A 15,933-nucleotide genomic window follows, 5' to 3' on the forward strand; every position below is an offset into this window, starting at 1 on the left:
GGGCTGGATGGGGCGGGGGAAGACCTTCAGCTCCACCTCCTTGCCCGCGCCGTCCCGCGCCGTCACGGACTCGCCGCGCCACAGCCGTTCGACCTTCTCCAGGTTCTCCCACATGACGTCGCGCTTGCGCGCGAAGTGCTCCGGGTAGAGGGCGAAATCGTTGGGCACCCAGCCGGAGGCGATGGAGATGCCGGCGCGGCCACCGGAGAGGTTGTCGACGATGGACCACTCCTCCGCGACGCGGAAGGGGCTCTGCAGGGGCAGCACGACGCTGCCCGCGCGCAGGCTGATGTGCTTCGTCATCGTGGCGATGCCCGCGGCGAGCAGCGACGGGTTGGGGTAGATGCCGCCGTGCTCGTGGAAGTGGCGCTCCGGCGTGGAGACGGACGAGAAGCCGTGCGCGTCCCCGAACTTCGCCGCCTCCAGCAGCAGGCGGTACTTGTCGGTGGTGCCCGCGTCCTCGTCCGCGAAGAAGAACAGGCCGAAGTCGAGCTTCCGCGCGCGGCGGCGCGTGGGCACCACGTGCGCCACGAGCTGGGAGCCCTCGACGCGCACGTCCACCGCGCGCACCTCGGGGTGATACGCCAGCAGGGCGCGCAGCTCCTCCGGGCCCACGGACGTGCCCGCGGTGGCGGGGCTCCGGGTCGTGCCTCCCGCGGAGTCCAGGACCTCGCCCAGCGTGGACAGCTCGCGGTCCGGCTGCGTGACGAGCACGTCCAGCAGCGCCGAGAGCTGACCCGTGAGGCGGATGACGTCGAGGGGCGCGAAGCGGTTCGCGTCATGGTGCAGCCGCAGCGCCAGCCGTTCGCCGGCCACGGCCTCCACCGACAGCGGGCAGGGCGGAGGGGCCGCGACGTGGCGGAAGGCGCCCAGGCCCAGGCCGCGCGCCAGCGGCTTGAGCGAGTCCTCCTCGGGCGGCTCCCACACGGTGACGGCGCTCTGGAAGAGGGGGGCGTCCTCCGGCAGCTTCAGCCACTGGCGCACCTGGCCCGCCGAGGCGTGCTCGTGGCGCTGGGCCTCGGACAGCTCGGCCTGCAGGGCGCGCAGCCAGCGCAGGGGCGTGCCCTGGGACGGGACGACGAACCGGCGCGGCAGCAGGTGCGCGAAGCGGCCCACCAGCGGACGGCCCTGGGCCAGCGCGGCGGTGCGGCCGGGCACCTGCGCCCCGAAGACGACCTCCGCGCTGCCGGTGTGGTGGCGCAGCACGAGCGCCCATGCGCCCTGGAGCAGCGTGCCCAGCCCCAGCTTGTGCTTGCGCAGGAACGCCAGCACGTTGCCCGACTCCACGGACGGCAACAGCAGTTGTTGCAGGCCGGGCACGGGCGAGGCGCCTTGAGCGGAACGCTCTGGTAGCAGGGTGGGGCGCGGATCCTTCAGCACGTCTCGCAGCCAGGCCTCCGCGTCGCCTGAGCCCTGTGCCTCCATCCAGGCGAGGTACTCGCGGAACGGACGCGCCTTCTCCAGTCCGGCGTCGGTCTTGCCCCGAGCGGCTTGATACAGGCGCAGCAGCTCTTCCACGCAGAGTCTCGCTGCGCCCGCGTCCAGCGCCGCGGAGTGCCAGGCGAACACGAGGTAGGTGACCGCCGGAGGGGCGCGCACGAGCGAGAGGCGCAGCAGCGGCGCGGCCGTCAGGCCCATGGCCCGCCGACGATCCGCCTCCAGCCAGGCCTCCAGGCCCTGCGGCGCGTCCGCCTTCTCCAGCGAGGGCGACACCTTCTCGCGGACCACCTGCATCGGCTCCGGCATGCCCTGGAGGAAGAACGCGGTCCGCAGCGCGGTGTGACGGCGAACCAGCTCCCGCAGCGCCTCCTCCAGCAGGGCTTCATCCAGGGGGCCTCGCGCTTCCGCGACGAGGTATTCGATGGGCGCTTCCGGACCGGGTGACGGCGGTGTCAGCAGCTCCCGCTGGGCGGGAGTGAGCCGGTAGACGTCCTCGACATTCTTCATGGTGAGCGAGACTCCTCGGCGGCCCGGGCCCGTCTGGACCTGACGGGGACCCCGGGCTCGGTGTACTGGCAAGGCGTTGTTTGTATTACGGACCGTGCCATCGCGGGAATGCCCCGGGGGCCGACCGCATCCGTGGCATAGACTGCACCCAGGAGGTAGCCAGCAATGTCGTTCATGGTGTTGGTCCAGCAGGTAGGGAAGCGTCCGCGGACGGAGGACGAGCGCCGCGTCGCCGCCGAGCGGATGGATCGCATGCAGCGCTATGGGATGGACCTCAAGGCCCGGGGCCTGCTCCTGGCCGCTGATTCCCTCAAGTCCGATGAAGACGGCGTCCGGATCGAGGTTCGCGGCGGCAAGCGCAGCTTCAGCGATGGTCCCTTCACGGAGTCGAAGGAGATCATCGGCGGCTTCTTCCTCATCGACGTCCGCACCCGGGAGGAGGCCCTGGAGCTCGCCAGTCAGTGCCCCGCGGCCGAGTGGTCCACCGTCGAGGTCCGCCAGAGCGGTCCCTGCTACGACGAGTAGCTACGGCTTCGGTGCTGAAGCCGTGCCGTCCCAGGCCGGGATCTTCTGCTCGGCCAGCTCCCGGAAGGAGGGGAACTCCACCTCCGGGCAGTGGCGCTTGCCCTGGGCGTCCGGGCAGCCTCGGGCGGCATGGGTGAACGTGTGCTGCATGGCCTTCCAGTAGTCGCCGTTCCGGAACAGGGCGAAGTGGTGGCCCACGTTCCAGGGCACGCGGCCCAGGTCCTCGTAGGCCGCGAGGACCGCCTGCTGGTAGTCCGCTTCCATCCGCTCGCCCGTGCCGCCCTTGGTGTTGTAGGCGTCGTCCATGGGATAGGTGAGCGCGCCCTTGTAGGACATCAGCGGGAACTGGAGCATCCCCAGCGCTGGCGCTTCCGTCATCCGCCGCGGCGGTCCCAGCTTCCAACTGGGGCTGCTGTCATAGGCATAGCGACGCTCCGCCAGCACCCGGTAGAGCGCGAAGTTGAAGTGCAGGTAGGGGGCACGGAAGCCCACCACCCGGTAGGACTTCAGCTTCTCCCGCTGGGGCACTCCCTTCGCGTCGAACAGCACCTGGCCTTCGTGCTCGACCGGGAACACGGGCGGCGGAACGCAGACGTCCGTGCCCGTCGTCCACGTCGGGCTCCCACAGACCAGCCCCTCCGCGCAGGGGGTGTTGGCGTTGCACGTCGCGCCGCAGACGCCCACGTCCTGTGCGAGCCTCAGGCACGTCCCCACCTGGCAGTCCGCATCGGCGGTACAGGCCGCCCCCGCCTGGTGCGGCGCCGCGGTCTTCAGCGGCTCCCACTTCGGGAACACGGCCCTGCCGGAGGCGTCCCGCACGGGCTCGAAGAGGTTCGCCTCCACCTGGGCGTGGAACTCGTCGAGCTCCCGGCGCCACGCCTCGTCGCTCCAGGTCTTTCCAGAGGCGTGACGGACCGTGTGGTTGGCGACCTCGTGCCCTTCGTTGACGGCCTGCTGCGTGAGCGCCCAGCGCACGAGCGCCTCCTGCTGCGTCGTCGGGACGTCGAGCGGATCAATCTCCACGTTCTTCACCGCGGGGTCGTAGTACGCGGTGTTGATGAAGTAGGTGAAGTGGACCGGCTTGCCGGTGTCCCGCTGCGTCCGCCGCGCGAACTCCAACGTGTCGAGCCACATCCCGAAGCGCTTGCTGCCGTCGAACGCGCCGGTGATCTGCATCGGGTGGGTCCGGAAGTCCGTCTTCACGGGCTCGCCGAACGGCGCATCCGGCTTGCGACAGCCTCCGGCGCCAAGGACGAGACCGCAGAGGAACAGCCATCGCGTGAGCTGGGAATGGAAGAGGGGGAGCATCAGGGGCCTGGCGGTGGAGGACTGCGGTTCGTGTCGCAGAGGAGGTCGCGCACCGTGCCGACGAAGCGGCGCACGTTGTCCTCTTCCATCATGTCCCGGTGTGCGCTCATGTGGATCCGTCGCACGTCGGCGAAGTGGAGCTCCAGCTGGCCGTCGACGAAGGGCCGCCAGCGCTGGAGGTGGATGTTCCCGCGCACGCCGATGACGTCCAGCGTCCCCTGGAAGCGCCTCGTGGTCCGGTAGACGCCGTTGAGCTCGTCGGACTTCCGGGCCACCCCCAACGCCCGGCGCGCCCCGGCGCCATCCAGCCCCGGTACGAGCAGGGCCCGGTCCTCCGGGGCGCTGTCGCGGCCCAACAACTCCATGACGTAGTCCCAGCCCTGCTCCACGCCCAGCCCCCGCAGCCGTCGCGGATCCGCCTGGGGGAAGGCGAAGGAGATGAAGGGGCGCACGTCATCCCTTCCCGTCAGGTGGAGACAGCCGAACAGCCGCCACAAGGGCGTCTTCGACGCGAGCGGGCCCAGCAGGGGACGCGCGAGCCGCTGGAGCGGGGCCCACCGCATCACCAGGGGAAGGGCGTGTCGCGCCAGCTTCGAGAGCACCCGGTGCTTCCACGGCGGCTCCACCCGGCCCGGCGCCAGCGTGTCGAAGAGCACGAGCCGCGCGACCTGTTCGCCCTCGGCCTGGAGCCGGCAGGCCATCTCGAAGGCCACCAGTCCGCCAAAGGACCAGCCTCCCAGCAGGTAGGGCCCCCGGGGCTGCGCTTCCCGCAGGGCCTGGAGGTACTCGGTCGCGAGGCCCTCCACGGTCATCGACTCCACGCCGCCCCGGTCCAACTGCGGCGCCTGGAACGCATACACCGGACGCTCCGGCCCCAGCTGGCGGGCCAGCGCCACGAAGGAGAAGGCCTGGCCTCCCGCCGCGTGCACCAGGAAGAACGGTCGCCCCTCACCGGCCGGCTGGAGCAGGACCCTGGGCGAGACCGTCGCCGCCTCCCCGGTGCGGCGCAGCAGCGCGGCCTGATCCGCCACCGTCCGCGCGCCGAGCAGCTCCACGGGTTGGAGCCGCCGCGCCCACAAGCGCTGCACCTCCGCGGCCGCGCGCACCGCGGTGACCGAGTCCGCGCCCCAGTCCAGGAAGACGTTGTCCCGGCGGCCGATGGGCCCCGTCTCCAGCACGTCCTCCCAGAGCCGCGCCAGCTGTTGCTCCCAGGCGTCGACCGGCGGCTCGTAGGCCACCGCTTCCGGCGGGCGGGCGTGGCGCGGGCGCGGCGCGGTCCGCAGGCGCTCCTGGTAGAGGTCGCGGTTCGCCGCGCGGGACAGCTTTCCGGACGTGCTCTTGCGCAGCGTCCCGGCCGGGCACACGTCCACGTCGCGGACGGCCAGATCCATCCGCTCCCAGATGCGCTCGCGGACCTGACGGCGCAGGAGCGCCTCCGGCACGTCGCCGTCCGTCTCCACCATGACGACGAGGTTCTCCGTCCCCGCCGCCGCGTCCTCCAGTCCGAACACGACACCGCGGCCAGGCTTGAGGCCCTTCAGGTCAGCGAGGCACTCCTCCACATCCGCGGGATGGACGTTGTGCCCCCGGTGGATGATGAGGTCCTTTGCCCGGCCCGTGAGGTAGAGCTGTCCGTCCGCCAGGTAGCCCAGGTCCCCGGTGCGGTACCAGCCGTCTGGAGTGAAGGCGTCCCGGGCCGCGCTGCCGTCCACGCCGTAGCCGTCGATGACGGCGTCGCCGCGCAGCTCCACCTCGCCCACGTGCCGTTCGGACTCCGCGCCCGCGATGCGCAGCCCCAGGTGCTGGAGCGGACGGCCGCAGGACACGAAGGTGAACACGTCCGACCCGCCAGCGTCGTCCGGCACGGGCAGGGCCCGGTGCTCGCGGGAGAAGGTGGACGCCCGCACGCGGTCCACGTGTACGGGCTTCCCGGGCTCCGTCTGGGTGGCGGCGAACGTCGCCTCCGCCAGGGCGTAGCAGGCCTGGAGGTGCTCCCGCCGCACGCCGTGCGACTGGAAGCGCTGGAGGAACACGGCGTGAGAGGCCTCGCGCACCGGTTCGCTGCAGTTGATGAAGGCCCGCAGCGAGTCCAGCGAAACACCCGTCAGGTCCTCGTCGCGGAGCTGCTCGGCGCACAGCCGGTAGGCGAAGTTCGGCAGCCACACGAGCGTGCCCTTCCAGTCCGAGACGGCGCGCAGGAGGAGCGCGGGCTCCGCGAGCCACTCGAAGGGGGACAGGTGCACCGACGCGATGCCCTGGAAGAGGGGGACCAGCAGACACGCCACCAGCCCCATGTCGTGGTACAGCGGCAGCCAGCTCACGACCCGGTCCGTGGGCCCCAGCGACAGGGCTCCGGCGTAGGCCAGCGCCTGCTGCTCGAGCATCCTCCCGCGGATGCGCACGCACTTGCGCAGGCCCGTCGTGCCCGATGAGAACTGGAGGAAGTCCTCCGATGCGGGCGGCAGCGGCGCGGACGGCGCTTCGTCCCTGGCCATCCGCTCCAGCACCCGTCCCCGCAGCCGGGGCATGCCGGCGCGGTCCACCACGCCCGCGAAGTCCTCCGACGTCAGGACCCAGCGTGCGTCCGTGGCCTCCGCGATGGGGCGCAGCGTGTCGTGGAAGCGCTGCTCGCTCTGCTTGAGCGAGGGGAACGAGAGGATGGAGGGCAGGGCCCCGGCGGCCATCGCGCCCAGGAACCCCAGCACCTGTTCGGCCGGCGTGGCGCTCAGCACGAACGTGACATCACCGGGCGCCACACCCTCCCGCACCAGCCGTGCGCCCCGCTCCCGCACCTGCGCGTCCAGCTCCGCCCACGTCAGCTCCCGGGGGACTCCCTCGCGGGACACGAACGCCAACGCCAGCTCACGCGGGCGCGCGGCGGCGTGATGACTGATGCGGGCCAGCAGCGAACAGGTCGTGCGGTCGGGCATGCCGCTCATGGGGCGAAGCTAGCGGGAATGCCGCCTCCGGGAAACGCCGGGCCTCCGGGGGTTCCAAAGTTTCCGGGGTGAGGCCGGGGCGGGAGCGGGATAAGGTGCCGGCCTCCCCAGCGAAGCGGAGGGCCCCGGTGAGGCTCAGTGTCGTCATGCCGTACTTCAAGCGCATCCGGGAGTTCCAGCGGGTGTTGCCCCTGAACGCGCCGCACTTCAGCCGGCCCGACTGCGAGGTCATCCTCGTGCTCGATGAGCCGAGCGAGGAGGCGGACGTGCTGCGCCTCGTGCGCGACTTCCCCTCCATCCGCTGGCGCGTGGTCGTCAACGACTTCGACCATCCCTGGCGGCCCCCGTGCCGCTCCATCAACGTGGGCATCCGCAACGCCGTGGGCGAGCACGTGCTCGTCATGTCCCCGGAGTCCGCGTTCGTCACCGACGTGCCCTCCGTGGCGCTCGCGCACATCGCGGAGAACCCGGGCACGGCGGCGCTGGGGCACGTGGCGTTCGGCACGTTCGACCAGGTGGCGGCGGCGGACGGCTCCCTCGCGGCGGCCTATACCGGACCCATCACGCCCTACGGCTCCATCTGCGTGGCGCGCGAGCGGCTGGAGGCCCTCCACGGCTACGACGAGGGCTTCGACCGCTGGGGCGGAGACGACGACAACCTGCGCGTGCGCCTCATGATGACGGACACGTACCTCTTCCCGCTCGTGGACATGAAGCTCCTCCACCTGTCCTTCGAGCCCCGGAAGGTCCGGCAGGTGTCGGAGCCGCCGCCCCCCGACTACGCGGAGCGCATCTTCAGCCCCGCGTCGGCGCAGGCGAACCCCGACGGCTGGGGTGAGAGCTTCCGGCGCATCGCGTTCGACTGGCGCACCTAGGAGTCCTCCCATGCTCGTCGCCGTCCTCCAGCTCCGGAACGAGGCCTACTACCTGCGCGGCTGCCTGGACCACCTGCGCGACCACGTGGACGCCTTCGTCGCGCTCGACGACGGGTCCACGGACGACACGCGGACCCTGCTCGCCGCCGAGCCCAAGATGGCGGACGTCCTCACCAACCCGCCGCGCCCGGACGAGACGGGCTGGGACGAGCTGGGCAACCGCTCGCGCCTGCTGGAGCGGGCCAAGGCGCTGGGCGCGAAGTGGGTGCTCTGCGCGGATGCCGACGAGCGCTTCGAGCAGGCCTTCCTCGACCGGCTCCCCGCGTCGCTCCGTCAGGCGGAGCAGCAGGATCGGCCGCTGGTGGCGGTGCGCTACCGGGAGCTGTGGGACGGCGTCGCGCAGTACCGCGCGGACGGTGTCTGGGGCCGCAAGACGCGCTGCTGCGCCTTTCCGCTGCCGGAGCGGATGACCTTCCAGGGACGGCGCCACACGAAGTTCCATGGCGTGTGGTACCCCGAGCAGCTCGAGGGCGCCCGGCATCTGATGCTGCGCCACGACCTGTACCACCTGCGCATGGTGAAGCGGGAAGACCGCCAGGCCCGGCGCGACCGCTACGTGCGGCTCGACCCCGATTCGAAGTTCCAGCGCGGGGGCTACGACTACCTCACCGAGACGCGCGGCGTGAAGCTGGAGCCCATCCGCCGGGGCCGGGAGTATGCGTTCCAGACGCTCCCGGACGACCTGCGGCAGCAGCTGCCCGCGGCGTACCTGAACGGCAACGCTCCGTCGGCGGGCCTCGCCGGCTGGGTGCGCAACCTGTTCTCGTGACGTCGCGCCGGGCCTCGCGCGTCAGCGGGCCACGCCTTCCACGAGCCGCGCCGCGTGGGCCGCCGGCTCGCTTCCGGCCAGCTCCTCCGCGAGCGCCTTGAGCCTGCGCCGCAGGGGTTCGTCCTGGAGCAGCGCGGACACCCGCTCCTGCACGGCCTCCGGCGTCGCCCGCGAGAAGGGCAGGTGGTACGCCAGCCCCAGCTCCTCCAGCCGCCGGCCGGTGAGGGGCTGATCATTCACGCGCGAGATGATCAGCATGGGCAGGCCGTGGCGCAGCGCCTTGCCCACGGTGCCCCAGCCGCCATGCGCGACCAGCGCCGCCGCGCGCGGGAAGACGCGGTCATGCGGCAGGAAGCGCACGCAGCGCACGTGCGCGCCCAGCCCTTCGGGGATGACCGTCGACGCGGCGGTGGTGGCGAGCACCGGGTTGCCCAGCCGCGCCACGCCGCGCAGCGTCCTGTCGAGCATCCCGTGGTCCCAGCCCTGCGCCGTGGTGGTGCTCACCACCACCGTGCCGGGCTCCAGCGCTTCTTCGGCCGTCCGGTCCGGCGCCTCGGGAGACGGCGGCTCGAAGGACATCAGGCCCGGGAACTCCTGCGCCTGTCGCAGGCCTCCGGCGGGGAAGAGCTGACGGGGCGCGAGCACCAGGTGCAGCGTGTCGGACGCGCCCAGGTGGAGGAACTCCGCCTGCGCCTGCGCGCGCGGCGGCAGCCCCATCCGTTCACGCATCGACCGCAGCGGGTGCAGCGCGTCCATCACCGCGAAGCCCACGCGCTCGGGCAGGTGTTGGAGCAGCGGCGCGGGCTGGAGGAGGAACGCGCCTCGGGCATTGAGCGCCCCGACGAGGTTGGGCGACACCGTGACGAAGGGGCAGCCGGTGCGCTCGGCGGCGTAGCGGGCGCCGGTGGCGGAGAAGTCCGCGACGAGGGCGTGGACCGGCTCGCGGTGGATGACGGCCTCCAGCTCCTCCACCAGCTCCGGGATGCTCTCGCGCAGGACGATGTTCGCCCGCCACAGGCCTCGCGCCAGCGGGGGCAACCAGCCCGGCGGCTTGCGGTCCGGCTTGCGCGTCAGCGCGTCCCGGTAGCGCCCGTAGGGCACGCACGTCGCGCCCGCCGCGGTGATGGCGTCCGCGAAGGTGCTGCTCGCGTGGAACAACACCCGGTGTCCGCGCCGCGTCAGCGCCTGCGCGAGCGCCAGCATCGGCATCACGTGGCCCGCCATCGCGGGCGCCGTCATCAGGAACGTCTTGCCCGGGGCATGGCTCATGAGGCGGCTCGCTGTCCCGGAAGCAGCGGCCCGGTGGGGGGCGCGTCCTCCATCATGCGGCCGGAGTCGAGCTGGAGGATCCGATCCGCGACATGGAAGTAACGGTTGTCGTGACTGATGACCACCACCGCCTTGCCCCGCGAGCGGAGCTCCGGCAGGAGCTGCTGGTAGAAGATGTCCTTGAAGAGCGGGTCCTGATCCGCCGCCCACTCGTCGAAGAGGTAGATGGGCCGGTCCTCCAGGTACGCGGTGAGCAGGGCCAGCCGCTTGCGCTGCCCCTGGGACAGCGCCGTGGTGGACAGCGTGCCGTCGCCGCTGATTTGCACCTTGCGCTCCAGGTGCAGCCGCTCCAGGTACGCCTTCACCTGCGGCTCGCGCTCGGGCGACGTCAGGCCGAGCAGGTTGTCGAAGAGGAAGAAGTCGGAGAACACCGTGGAGAAGTGCTGGCGATAGTGCTCGCGGCGGGCGTCCGTGACGGGCTGGCCGTCCAGGAGGATCTCTCCCGACTCCGGCACGTACAGGCCGGTGAGGAGCTTCGCCAGCGTCGTCTTCCCGCTGCCGTTGCCGCCGATGATGAACACCAGCTCCCCGGGCCGGAGCGACAGGTTGATGGGGCCCAGCGTGAAGGGGCGCTCGTCCTGGTCGCGGAAGTAGGCGTGGGTGATGCCCCGCAGCTCCAGGTGCTCGAAGCGCTGCACGGGGGGCGGCAGGGCCTGGGGGCTGCTCAGGTCGAACTCCCAGACCTGGGGCTCCAGCCGCTGGAGCTTCTCCAACGCGACGCTGCCCCGGCTCAGGAAGTGGACGCTGCTCATCATGCTGTCGAGCGGCTGCTGGAGGAACAGCACCGTCAGCGTGCAGCTCGTCAGGGTGGCGGAGTCCAGGTCGGTGAAGCGCGTGAGGACGAAGAGCAGCAGGCCGATGAACGTGAAGAAGAGGAAGCCGCCCCAGCTCGCCGTGAAGTTGAAGAGGTTGGCGCTGGCCGCCCCCAGCCGTTGCATGTCGCGGGCGGTGGCCTCCACGTCCCGGTGCAGGAAGACCGAGCGCCGCTGCGCGTGCAGCTTCAGCTCCTTGTTGCCCTCCAGCACGGCGCGGAAGAGCTTGAAGAACGCGTCGCTGCGCGTGCGCGCCTGCTGGAGGATGCCCAGCCCCAGCCGGGTGGGGAGCTGGTAGACGCCCAGCCCCACCACGATGAAGCCCAGCAGGAAGACGAAGATGAGGCGCGAGAGCGTGGCCAGGTAGACGAGGCAGCCCAGGAGCGCCGCCGCGTTGATGGTGAGCGTGGGCAGCGCCATCAGGCTGGTGGTCACCGCCGGGATGTCCTCGGCCAGCATCGCCGTCACCCGGTGGTTGCCCAGCTCCTCCAACTGGCGGAGCGGCGAGGCGAGCACGCGGCGGAACAGGTGCATGCGCAGCTCGTAGAGCGCGCCGAAGTTCAGCCGGTTGAGCAGCACCTGCGCGCAGATGCGCAGCAGCATCCCCACGCACAGCACGCCCGCGAAGGCCGCGAGCGTCGTGCTGGAGCGGAACGTGCCGTGCACCAGGGAGCGGTTGATCAGCATGATGAGCGCGCTGGAGCTGGCGCCGCTGAGCAGGCCGACGAGCACGGCCAGCGCGAAGGTGCCCTTGGAGCGGTGGATCAGGAGCTTGAGCAGGCGCATGGGTTATTCCTGGGAGGCCTTCGCGGTTTGCGCGAGGAGCGCCTCGGCTTCCTCGGTGGACATGTCCTCCAGCTCCGCGAGGAGCAGGGCCAGGTCGTCCGCGGCGATGTTCTCCGCGGAGGCCTTGAGGAGGAGCGAGGCGACGTGCGCCACGGTGGGGTGGGAGAAGATGTCGCGCACGGGGAGCTCGACACCGAACGTCGCCTGGATGCGGGAGATGGCCTGCGTCGCGAGCAGCGAGTGGCCTCCCAGCTCGAAGAAGTCGTCGTGGATGCCGATGGTCGCCACGTCCACGCGGAGCAGCTCCGCCCAGAGGGCCGCGAGCTGGCGCTCCGTATCGTTGCGGGGCGGGACAGCCGCCTTCTCGCGCTCGGCGCCGCCGGGACGTGGCAGCGCGGCCCGGTCCACCTTGCCGCTGGACGTCAGCGGGAGCGCGTCCAGCACGACGAAGGCCCCGGGCACCAGGTGCGCCGGCAGTCGCTCCGCGAGCGCGCTCCGCAGGTCCGCGGTGGACGGGGGCGCTCCGGCGTCGGACGGGACGACGTACGCGACGAGCTGCTTGTCGCCGGGGGCCTCCTCGCGCGCGAGGACGTGGGCCTCGCGGACCGCGGGGAGTTGACGGAGCGTGGCTTCGATCTCCCCTGGCTCGATGCGGAAGCCCCGCAGCTTGAGCTGGTGGTCGACCCGGCCGAGGAACTCCAGCTGTCCATCCGGCAGGCGCCGGACGCGATCCCCGGAGCCGTAGAGGCGCTCGCCAGGGCCTCCGAACGGATCCGGGATGAACCGCTCCGCCGTGAGGCCCGGTTGGCGCAGGTAGCCCCGCGCCAGCCCCACGCCCGCGATGTACAGCTCTCCCGGGACCCCGAGCGGCACCGGGCCCAGCGACGCGTCGAGCACGTGGACGCGGGTGTTGGGCAGCGGCAGGCCGAGCGTGGGCCGCGCCACGTCCACCGGTCCGGAGATGGTGGCGCAGATGGTGGCCTCGGTGGGGCCGTAGGCATTGAGCAGGGTGGGGTGCCCGGCCCAGCGCGCCGCCACGGCGGCGGGGAGCGCTTCGCCCACGGAGATGACCGTCTCGAGGGACGTCAGGCCCGCCGGCTCCAACTGCGCGAGCACCGACGGCGTCAGGGTGAGGGTGGTGATGCGCTGCGCGGCCAGCAGCCGCTGGAGCGCCGCTCCGGGCAGCAGTGCTTCGCGCGGCGCGAGCACGAGGCAGGCCCCCGCGAGCAGCGTGGAGAAGATCTCGCAGACGGAGGCATCGAAGCCGATGGACGCGAACTGGAGGACGCGGCTGTCCGGCCGGACGCGGTGGGCCCGGGCGACCGCGAGCGCGGTGTTGCAGAGGCCCTGGTGGTGCAAGAGCGTGCCCTTGGGCTGGCCGGTGCTGCCCGAGGTGTAGATGACGTAGGCGAGCGAGTCGGGCGTGGTGACCGACGGCGGGGCGTGGCGGGGCTTCGCGGCGATGCGCTCCCGATCGGCGTCGACGCAGACGGGTTGCTGGCCCAGGTCGGGCAGCTCGTCCGCCAGCGCTTCCACGGTGATGAGGACGGGCGCCGCCGAGTCGCGCAGCAGGAAGGCGAGCCGCTCCGGCGGATAGGCCGGATCCAACGGCACGTAGGCACCCCCCGCCTTGAGGACGGCGAGCGCGGCGACGACGAGGTCCGCGTCCCGCTCCAGGCAGACCGCCACCGGCGTCTCCGGCCGGACGCCCAGGCCGCGCAGGTGCCACGCGAGCTGGTTGGCCCGGCCTTCGAGGGCGTCGTACGTGAGCGACGTGTCGCCGGAGACGACCGCGAGCGCGTCGGGCGTGAGGCGCGCCCGGGCCTCGAAGAGCAGGTGCGCGCCCTGGGCGTCCGGCAGCGGCGCGGCCGTGTCGTTCCAGGCGGTGAGGAGCCGGTGGCGCTCGTCGTCCGCGAGCAGGGGCAGGTCGGCCAGCCGCTGGTGGGGCGCGGCGACGGCGGCGCCGAGGAGCGTGTGCAGGTGGCCCAGGAGCCGGTGGATGGTGCCGGCGTCGAAGAGGTCGGTGCTGTACTCGGCCAGGAGCGCCAGGCCCTCGGGGCCCTGACTGATGGACAGCGTGAGATCGAAGCGGGCCGTGTGCGTCTCACTGCCGCTGTAGCCGAGCGTCAGCCCCGGCAGCGCGAACTGCGTCGAGGGTAGCTGCTGGTACGTCAGCTTGACCTGGAAGAGCGGCGAGTGTCCCAGGCTGCGCTCGGGGTTGAGCGCGCGGACCAGCTCCTCGAACGGGAGGTCCTGGTGGGCATGCGCGCCCAGGGTGGACTCGCGCACGCGGCCCAGCAGCTCCCGGAAGGACAGGCCTCCCGACAGCCGCGTCCTGAGCGCGAGCTGGTTGATGAAGAAGCCGATGAGCCCTTCGGTGCCGGTGTGGTTCCGGTTGGCGATGTCCGTGCCGACGACCAGGTCCTCCTGCCCCGAGTAGCGGTGCAGGAGCGTCTGGAACGCCGCCAGCAGCACCATGAAGGACGTGGCGCCCTCCTGACGGGCCAGGGCCTCCACGGCGAGCGACAGCTCCCGCGGCAGCGTGGCGGTGGCGACCGCGCCCTGGAAGGAGCGCACCGCTGGACGCGGTCTGTCCGTGGGCAGCTCCAGCAGGGGAGGCGCGCCCTCCAGGTGGTGGCGCCACCAGTCGCGCTGGAGGTCCAGCGCTTCGCCCTGGAGCCAGGCGCGCTGCCACGCGGCGTAGTCCGCGTACTGCACGGGCAGCTCCGGCAGCGGCGAGGGCAGCCCCTGGTGGAACGCGTCGTAGAGCGCGGCGATCTCCCGGACGAGGACGGTCATGGACCAGCCGTCGGAGACGATGTGGTGCAGCGTCAGGAGCAGCACGTGCGTGGTCGGTCCCAGCTGGAGCAGGATGCCGCGCACCAGTGGTCCGTGCGTCAGGTCGAACGGACGGTGCGCTTCCTCCTGTGCACAGCGCGTGGCCTCCGCGTCGCGGCGGGACTCGGGGAGGTTGCCCAGGTCCAGCCGTGCGAGGGGAAGCTCCAGCGGAGGGAGGATGACCTGCTCGGGGCCGTGCGAGCCCTCCCGGAACGACGTGCGCAGCGACTCATGCCGGCGCACCAGCTCCGTGAAGGCGCGCCCCAGCGCGGCTTCGTCCAGCGCGCCCTCCAGCCTCACGGCGAGCGGGATGTTGTAGAGGGGGCTGCCCGGCTCCAGGCGATCCAGGAACCAGAGGCGCTGCTGCGCGAAGGACAGGGGCGTGGGCCCGGTCCGCGGCTGCGGCAGGAGCGGCGGCGCCTGGAGTCCTTCCTCCTGGCGCAGCAGCGCTTCGATGCGCGCGCCCAGCCCCGCGACCGTGGGCGCATCGAAGAGGTCCTTGAGGCCCAGCTCGACGTGGAAGAGATCCCGCACGCGCGAGGCGAGCTGCGTGGCCAGCAGCGAGTGCCCGCCCAGCTCGAAGAAGTCGTCGTGGAGGCCGACGTGGGCGACGCCCAGGAGCCGGCTCCAGGTGGACACCAGCAGCTCCTCCACCGCGCTGCGAGGCGCGGCGGCGTCCGGCGCGGCCGCCACGTCCTCCCGGGGGGCGGGCAGGGCGCGGCGGTCCACCTTGCCGCTGGAGGTCAGGGGCAGCGCCTCCAGCACGACGAAGGCTGCGGGGACCATGTAGTCCGGAAGCTGCTCCAAGAGGAACGTCCGCAGGGCGGAGGAGGCCGGTGCCTCGGCGGTGGGGACGACGTAGGCCACGAGCCTCCGGCCGGTGGGGCCGTCCTCGCGGGCCATGACGACGGCCTCGCGAACCTCGGCGTGCCGGGTGAGCACGGCCTCCACCTCTCCCAGCTCGATGCGGAAGCCCCGCAGCTTCACCTGGTCGTCCGCGCGGCCCAGGAACTCCAGCGAACCGTCGGCCCGCCACCGCGTCCGGTCACCCGTGCGGTACAGGCGCTCTCCCGGCGTGGCCGCGAAGGGGTGCGGCACGAACCGCTCGGCCGTCAGCTCCGGCCGCCCGAGGTAGCCGCGCGCGAGTCCACGGCCGCCCACGTACAGCTCCCCTGCGGCGCCGGGCGGGAGGAGTTCGAGCGCCGGTCCCAGTACGTACACCTGGACGTGGGCCAGGGGCGTGCCGATGGTGGGCCGCTCGATGTCCACCTCCGCGCTGAGCGTCGCGCAGATGGCCACCTCCGTGGGGCCGTACGCGTTGATGAAGCGGCGGCCCGGCTTCCAGCGCGTCGCGAGCTCCGCGGTGCAGGCCTCGCCCGCCGCGACCACCGTCTCCAAGAGCGGCAGGTCCTGCGGCGACAGGGGCGCCAGCGCTGACGGCGTCAGCGTCACGGTGGTGATACCCGCCTCCACCAAGAGGCCCTGGAGCGGAGCGCCCGGCATCAACCGCTCCCGCGGGGCCAGCACCAGAGAGGCGCCGGACAGCAGCGCGGTGAACGTCTCCCACACGGAGGCGTCGAAGCCGATGGAGGCGAACTGGAGCACCCGGCGCCCGGGGCCCAGGTCCATGGCCGCGATGGCGGCGCGGGCGGTGTTGCAGAGGCCCCGGTGCGTCAGCAGCGTGCCCTTGGGCCGGCCCGTGGAGCCGGAGGTGAAGATGGCGTAGGCGAGGTGGTCCGCGCGGG

9 protein-coding genes are annotated in these 15,933 nt (G+C 72.2%); 3 read left to right on the forward strand and 6 right to left on the reverse strand.

Features of this window, described 5'->3' with window-relative positions; genetic code table 11:
• Positions 1-1,947 (reverse strand): MupA/Atu3671 family FMN-dependent luciferase-like monooxygenase (locus tag D7V93_RS19060; protein ID WP_120644773.1); only part of this gene is annotated, 1,947 nt, incomplete at its 3' end.
• A 165-nt stretch (positions 1,948-2,112) separates the two neighbouring features.
• Here D7V93_RS19060 and D7V93_RS19065 point away from each other — a divergent pair.
• Positions 2,113-2,472 (forward strand): YciI family protein, encoded by a 360-nt coding sequence (locus D7V93_RS19065; protein WP_120644774.1) that lies wholly within the window; start codon positions 2,113-2,115, stop codon positions 2,470-2,472.
• Here D7V93_RS19065 and D7V93_RS19070 read toward each other — a convergent pair whose 3' ends face one another.
• Both D7V93_RS19070 and D7V93_RS19075 read right to left on the reverse strand, forming a co-directional pair.
• Positions 2,473-3,780, reverse strand: a complete 1,308-nt coding sequence (locus D7V93_RS19070) for a polysaccharide deacetylase family protein (RefSeq protein ID WP_120644775.1) — start codon at positions 3,778-3,780, stop codon at positions 2,473-2,475.
• Entirely contained in the window at positions 3,780-6,719 is a 2,940-nt protein-coding gene (locus tag D7V93_RS19075; RefSeq protein ID WP_120644776.1) for an AMP-binding protein, read from the reverse strand. Before D7V93_RS19075 ends, D7V93_RS19070 begins: the two co-directional genes overlap by 1 nt.
• Positions 6,720-6,847: 128 nt before the next feature.
• Here D7V93_RS19075 and D7V93_RS19080 point away from each other — a divergent pair, with 128 nt between their 5' ends.
• Positions 6,848-7,594 (forward strand): galactosyltransferase-related protein, encoded by a 747-nt coding sequence (locus D7V93_RS19080; RefSeq protein ID WP_147451235.1) that lies wholly within the window; start codon positions 6,848-6,850, stop codon positions 7,592-7,594.
• A gap of 10 nt (positions 7,595-7,604) precedes the next feature.
• A complete protein-coding gene (locus tag D7V93_RS19085) occupies positions 7,605-8,423 on the forward strand; it encodes a glycosyltransferase family protein (RefSeq protein WP_120644778.1) in 819 nt (272 codons plus the stop codon).
• Between the two features lie 21 nt (positions 8,424-8,444).
• On the opposite strand, the gene D7V93_RS19090 is transcribed toward D7V93_RS19085, so the two are convergent.
• The 3 genes from D7V93_RS19090 to D7V93_RS19100 form a co-directional block, all read right to left on the reverse strand.
• A complete protein-coding gene (locus D7V93_RS19090; protein ID WP_120644779.1) occupies positions 8,445-9,692 on the reverse strand; it encodes a glycosyltransferase in 1,248 nt (415 codons plus the stop codon).
• Positions 9,689-11,350, reverse strand: coding sequence for a cyclic peptide export ABC transporter (locus D7V93_RS19095; RefSeq protein ID WP_120644780.1), 1,662 nt, complete (start codon positions 11,348-11,350; stop codon positions 9,689-9,691). Before D7V93_RS19095 ends, D7V93_RS19090 begins: the two co-directional genes overlap by 4 nt.
• Positions 11,351-11,353: 3 nt before the next feature.
• A partial coding sequence (locus D7V93_RS19100; RefSeq protein WP_120644781.1) for a non-ribosomal peptide synthetase occupies positions 11,354-15,933 on the reverse strand: 4,580 nt, incomplete at its 5' end.

This window comes from Corallococcus llansteffanensis (assembly GCF_003612055.1).
Taxonomy (GTDB): domain Bacteria; phylum Myxococcota; class Myxococcia; order Myxococcales; family Myxococcaceae; genus Corallococcus; species Corallococcus llansteffanensis.

Excerpts from the sequence above, each read along its gene's own strand:
- D7V93_RS19065 (WP_120644774.1), top strand. The coding sequence starts at position 2,113 with ATGTCGTTCATGGTGTTGGTCCAGCAGGTAGGGAAGCGTCCGCGGACG.
- D7V93_RS19070 (WP_120644775.1), bottom strand. The coding sequence starts at position 3,780 with ATGCTCCCCCTCTTCCATTCCCAGCTCACGCGATGGCTGTTCCTCTGC.
- D7V93_RS19075 (WP_120644776.1), bottom strand. The coding sequence starts at position 6,719 with ATGAGCGGCATGCCCGACCGCACGACCTGTTCGCTGCTGGCCCGCATC.
- D7V93_RS19085 (WP_120644778.1), top strand. The coding sequence starts at position 7,605 with ATGCTCGTCGCCGTCCTCCAGCTCCGGAACGAGGCCTACTACCTGCGC.
- D7V93_RS19090 (WP_120644779.1), bottom strand. The coding sequence starts at position 9,692 with ATGAGCCATGCCCCGGGCAAGACGTTCCTGATGACGGCGCCCGCGATG.
- D7V93_RS19095 (WP_120644780.1), bottom strand. The coding sequence starts at position 11,350 with ATGCGCCTGCTCAAGCTCCTGATCCACCGCTCCAAGGGCACCTTCGCG.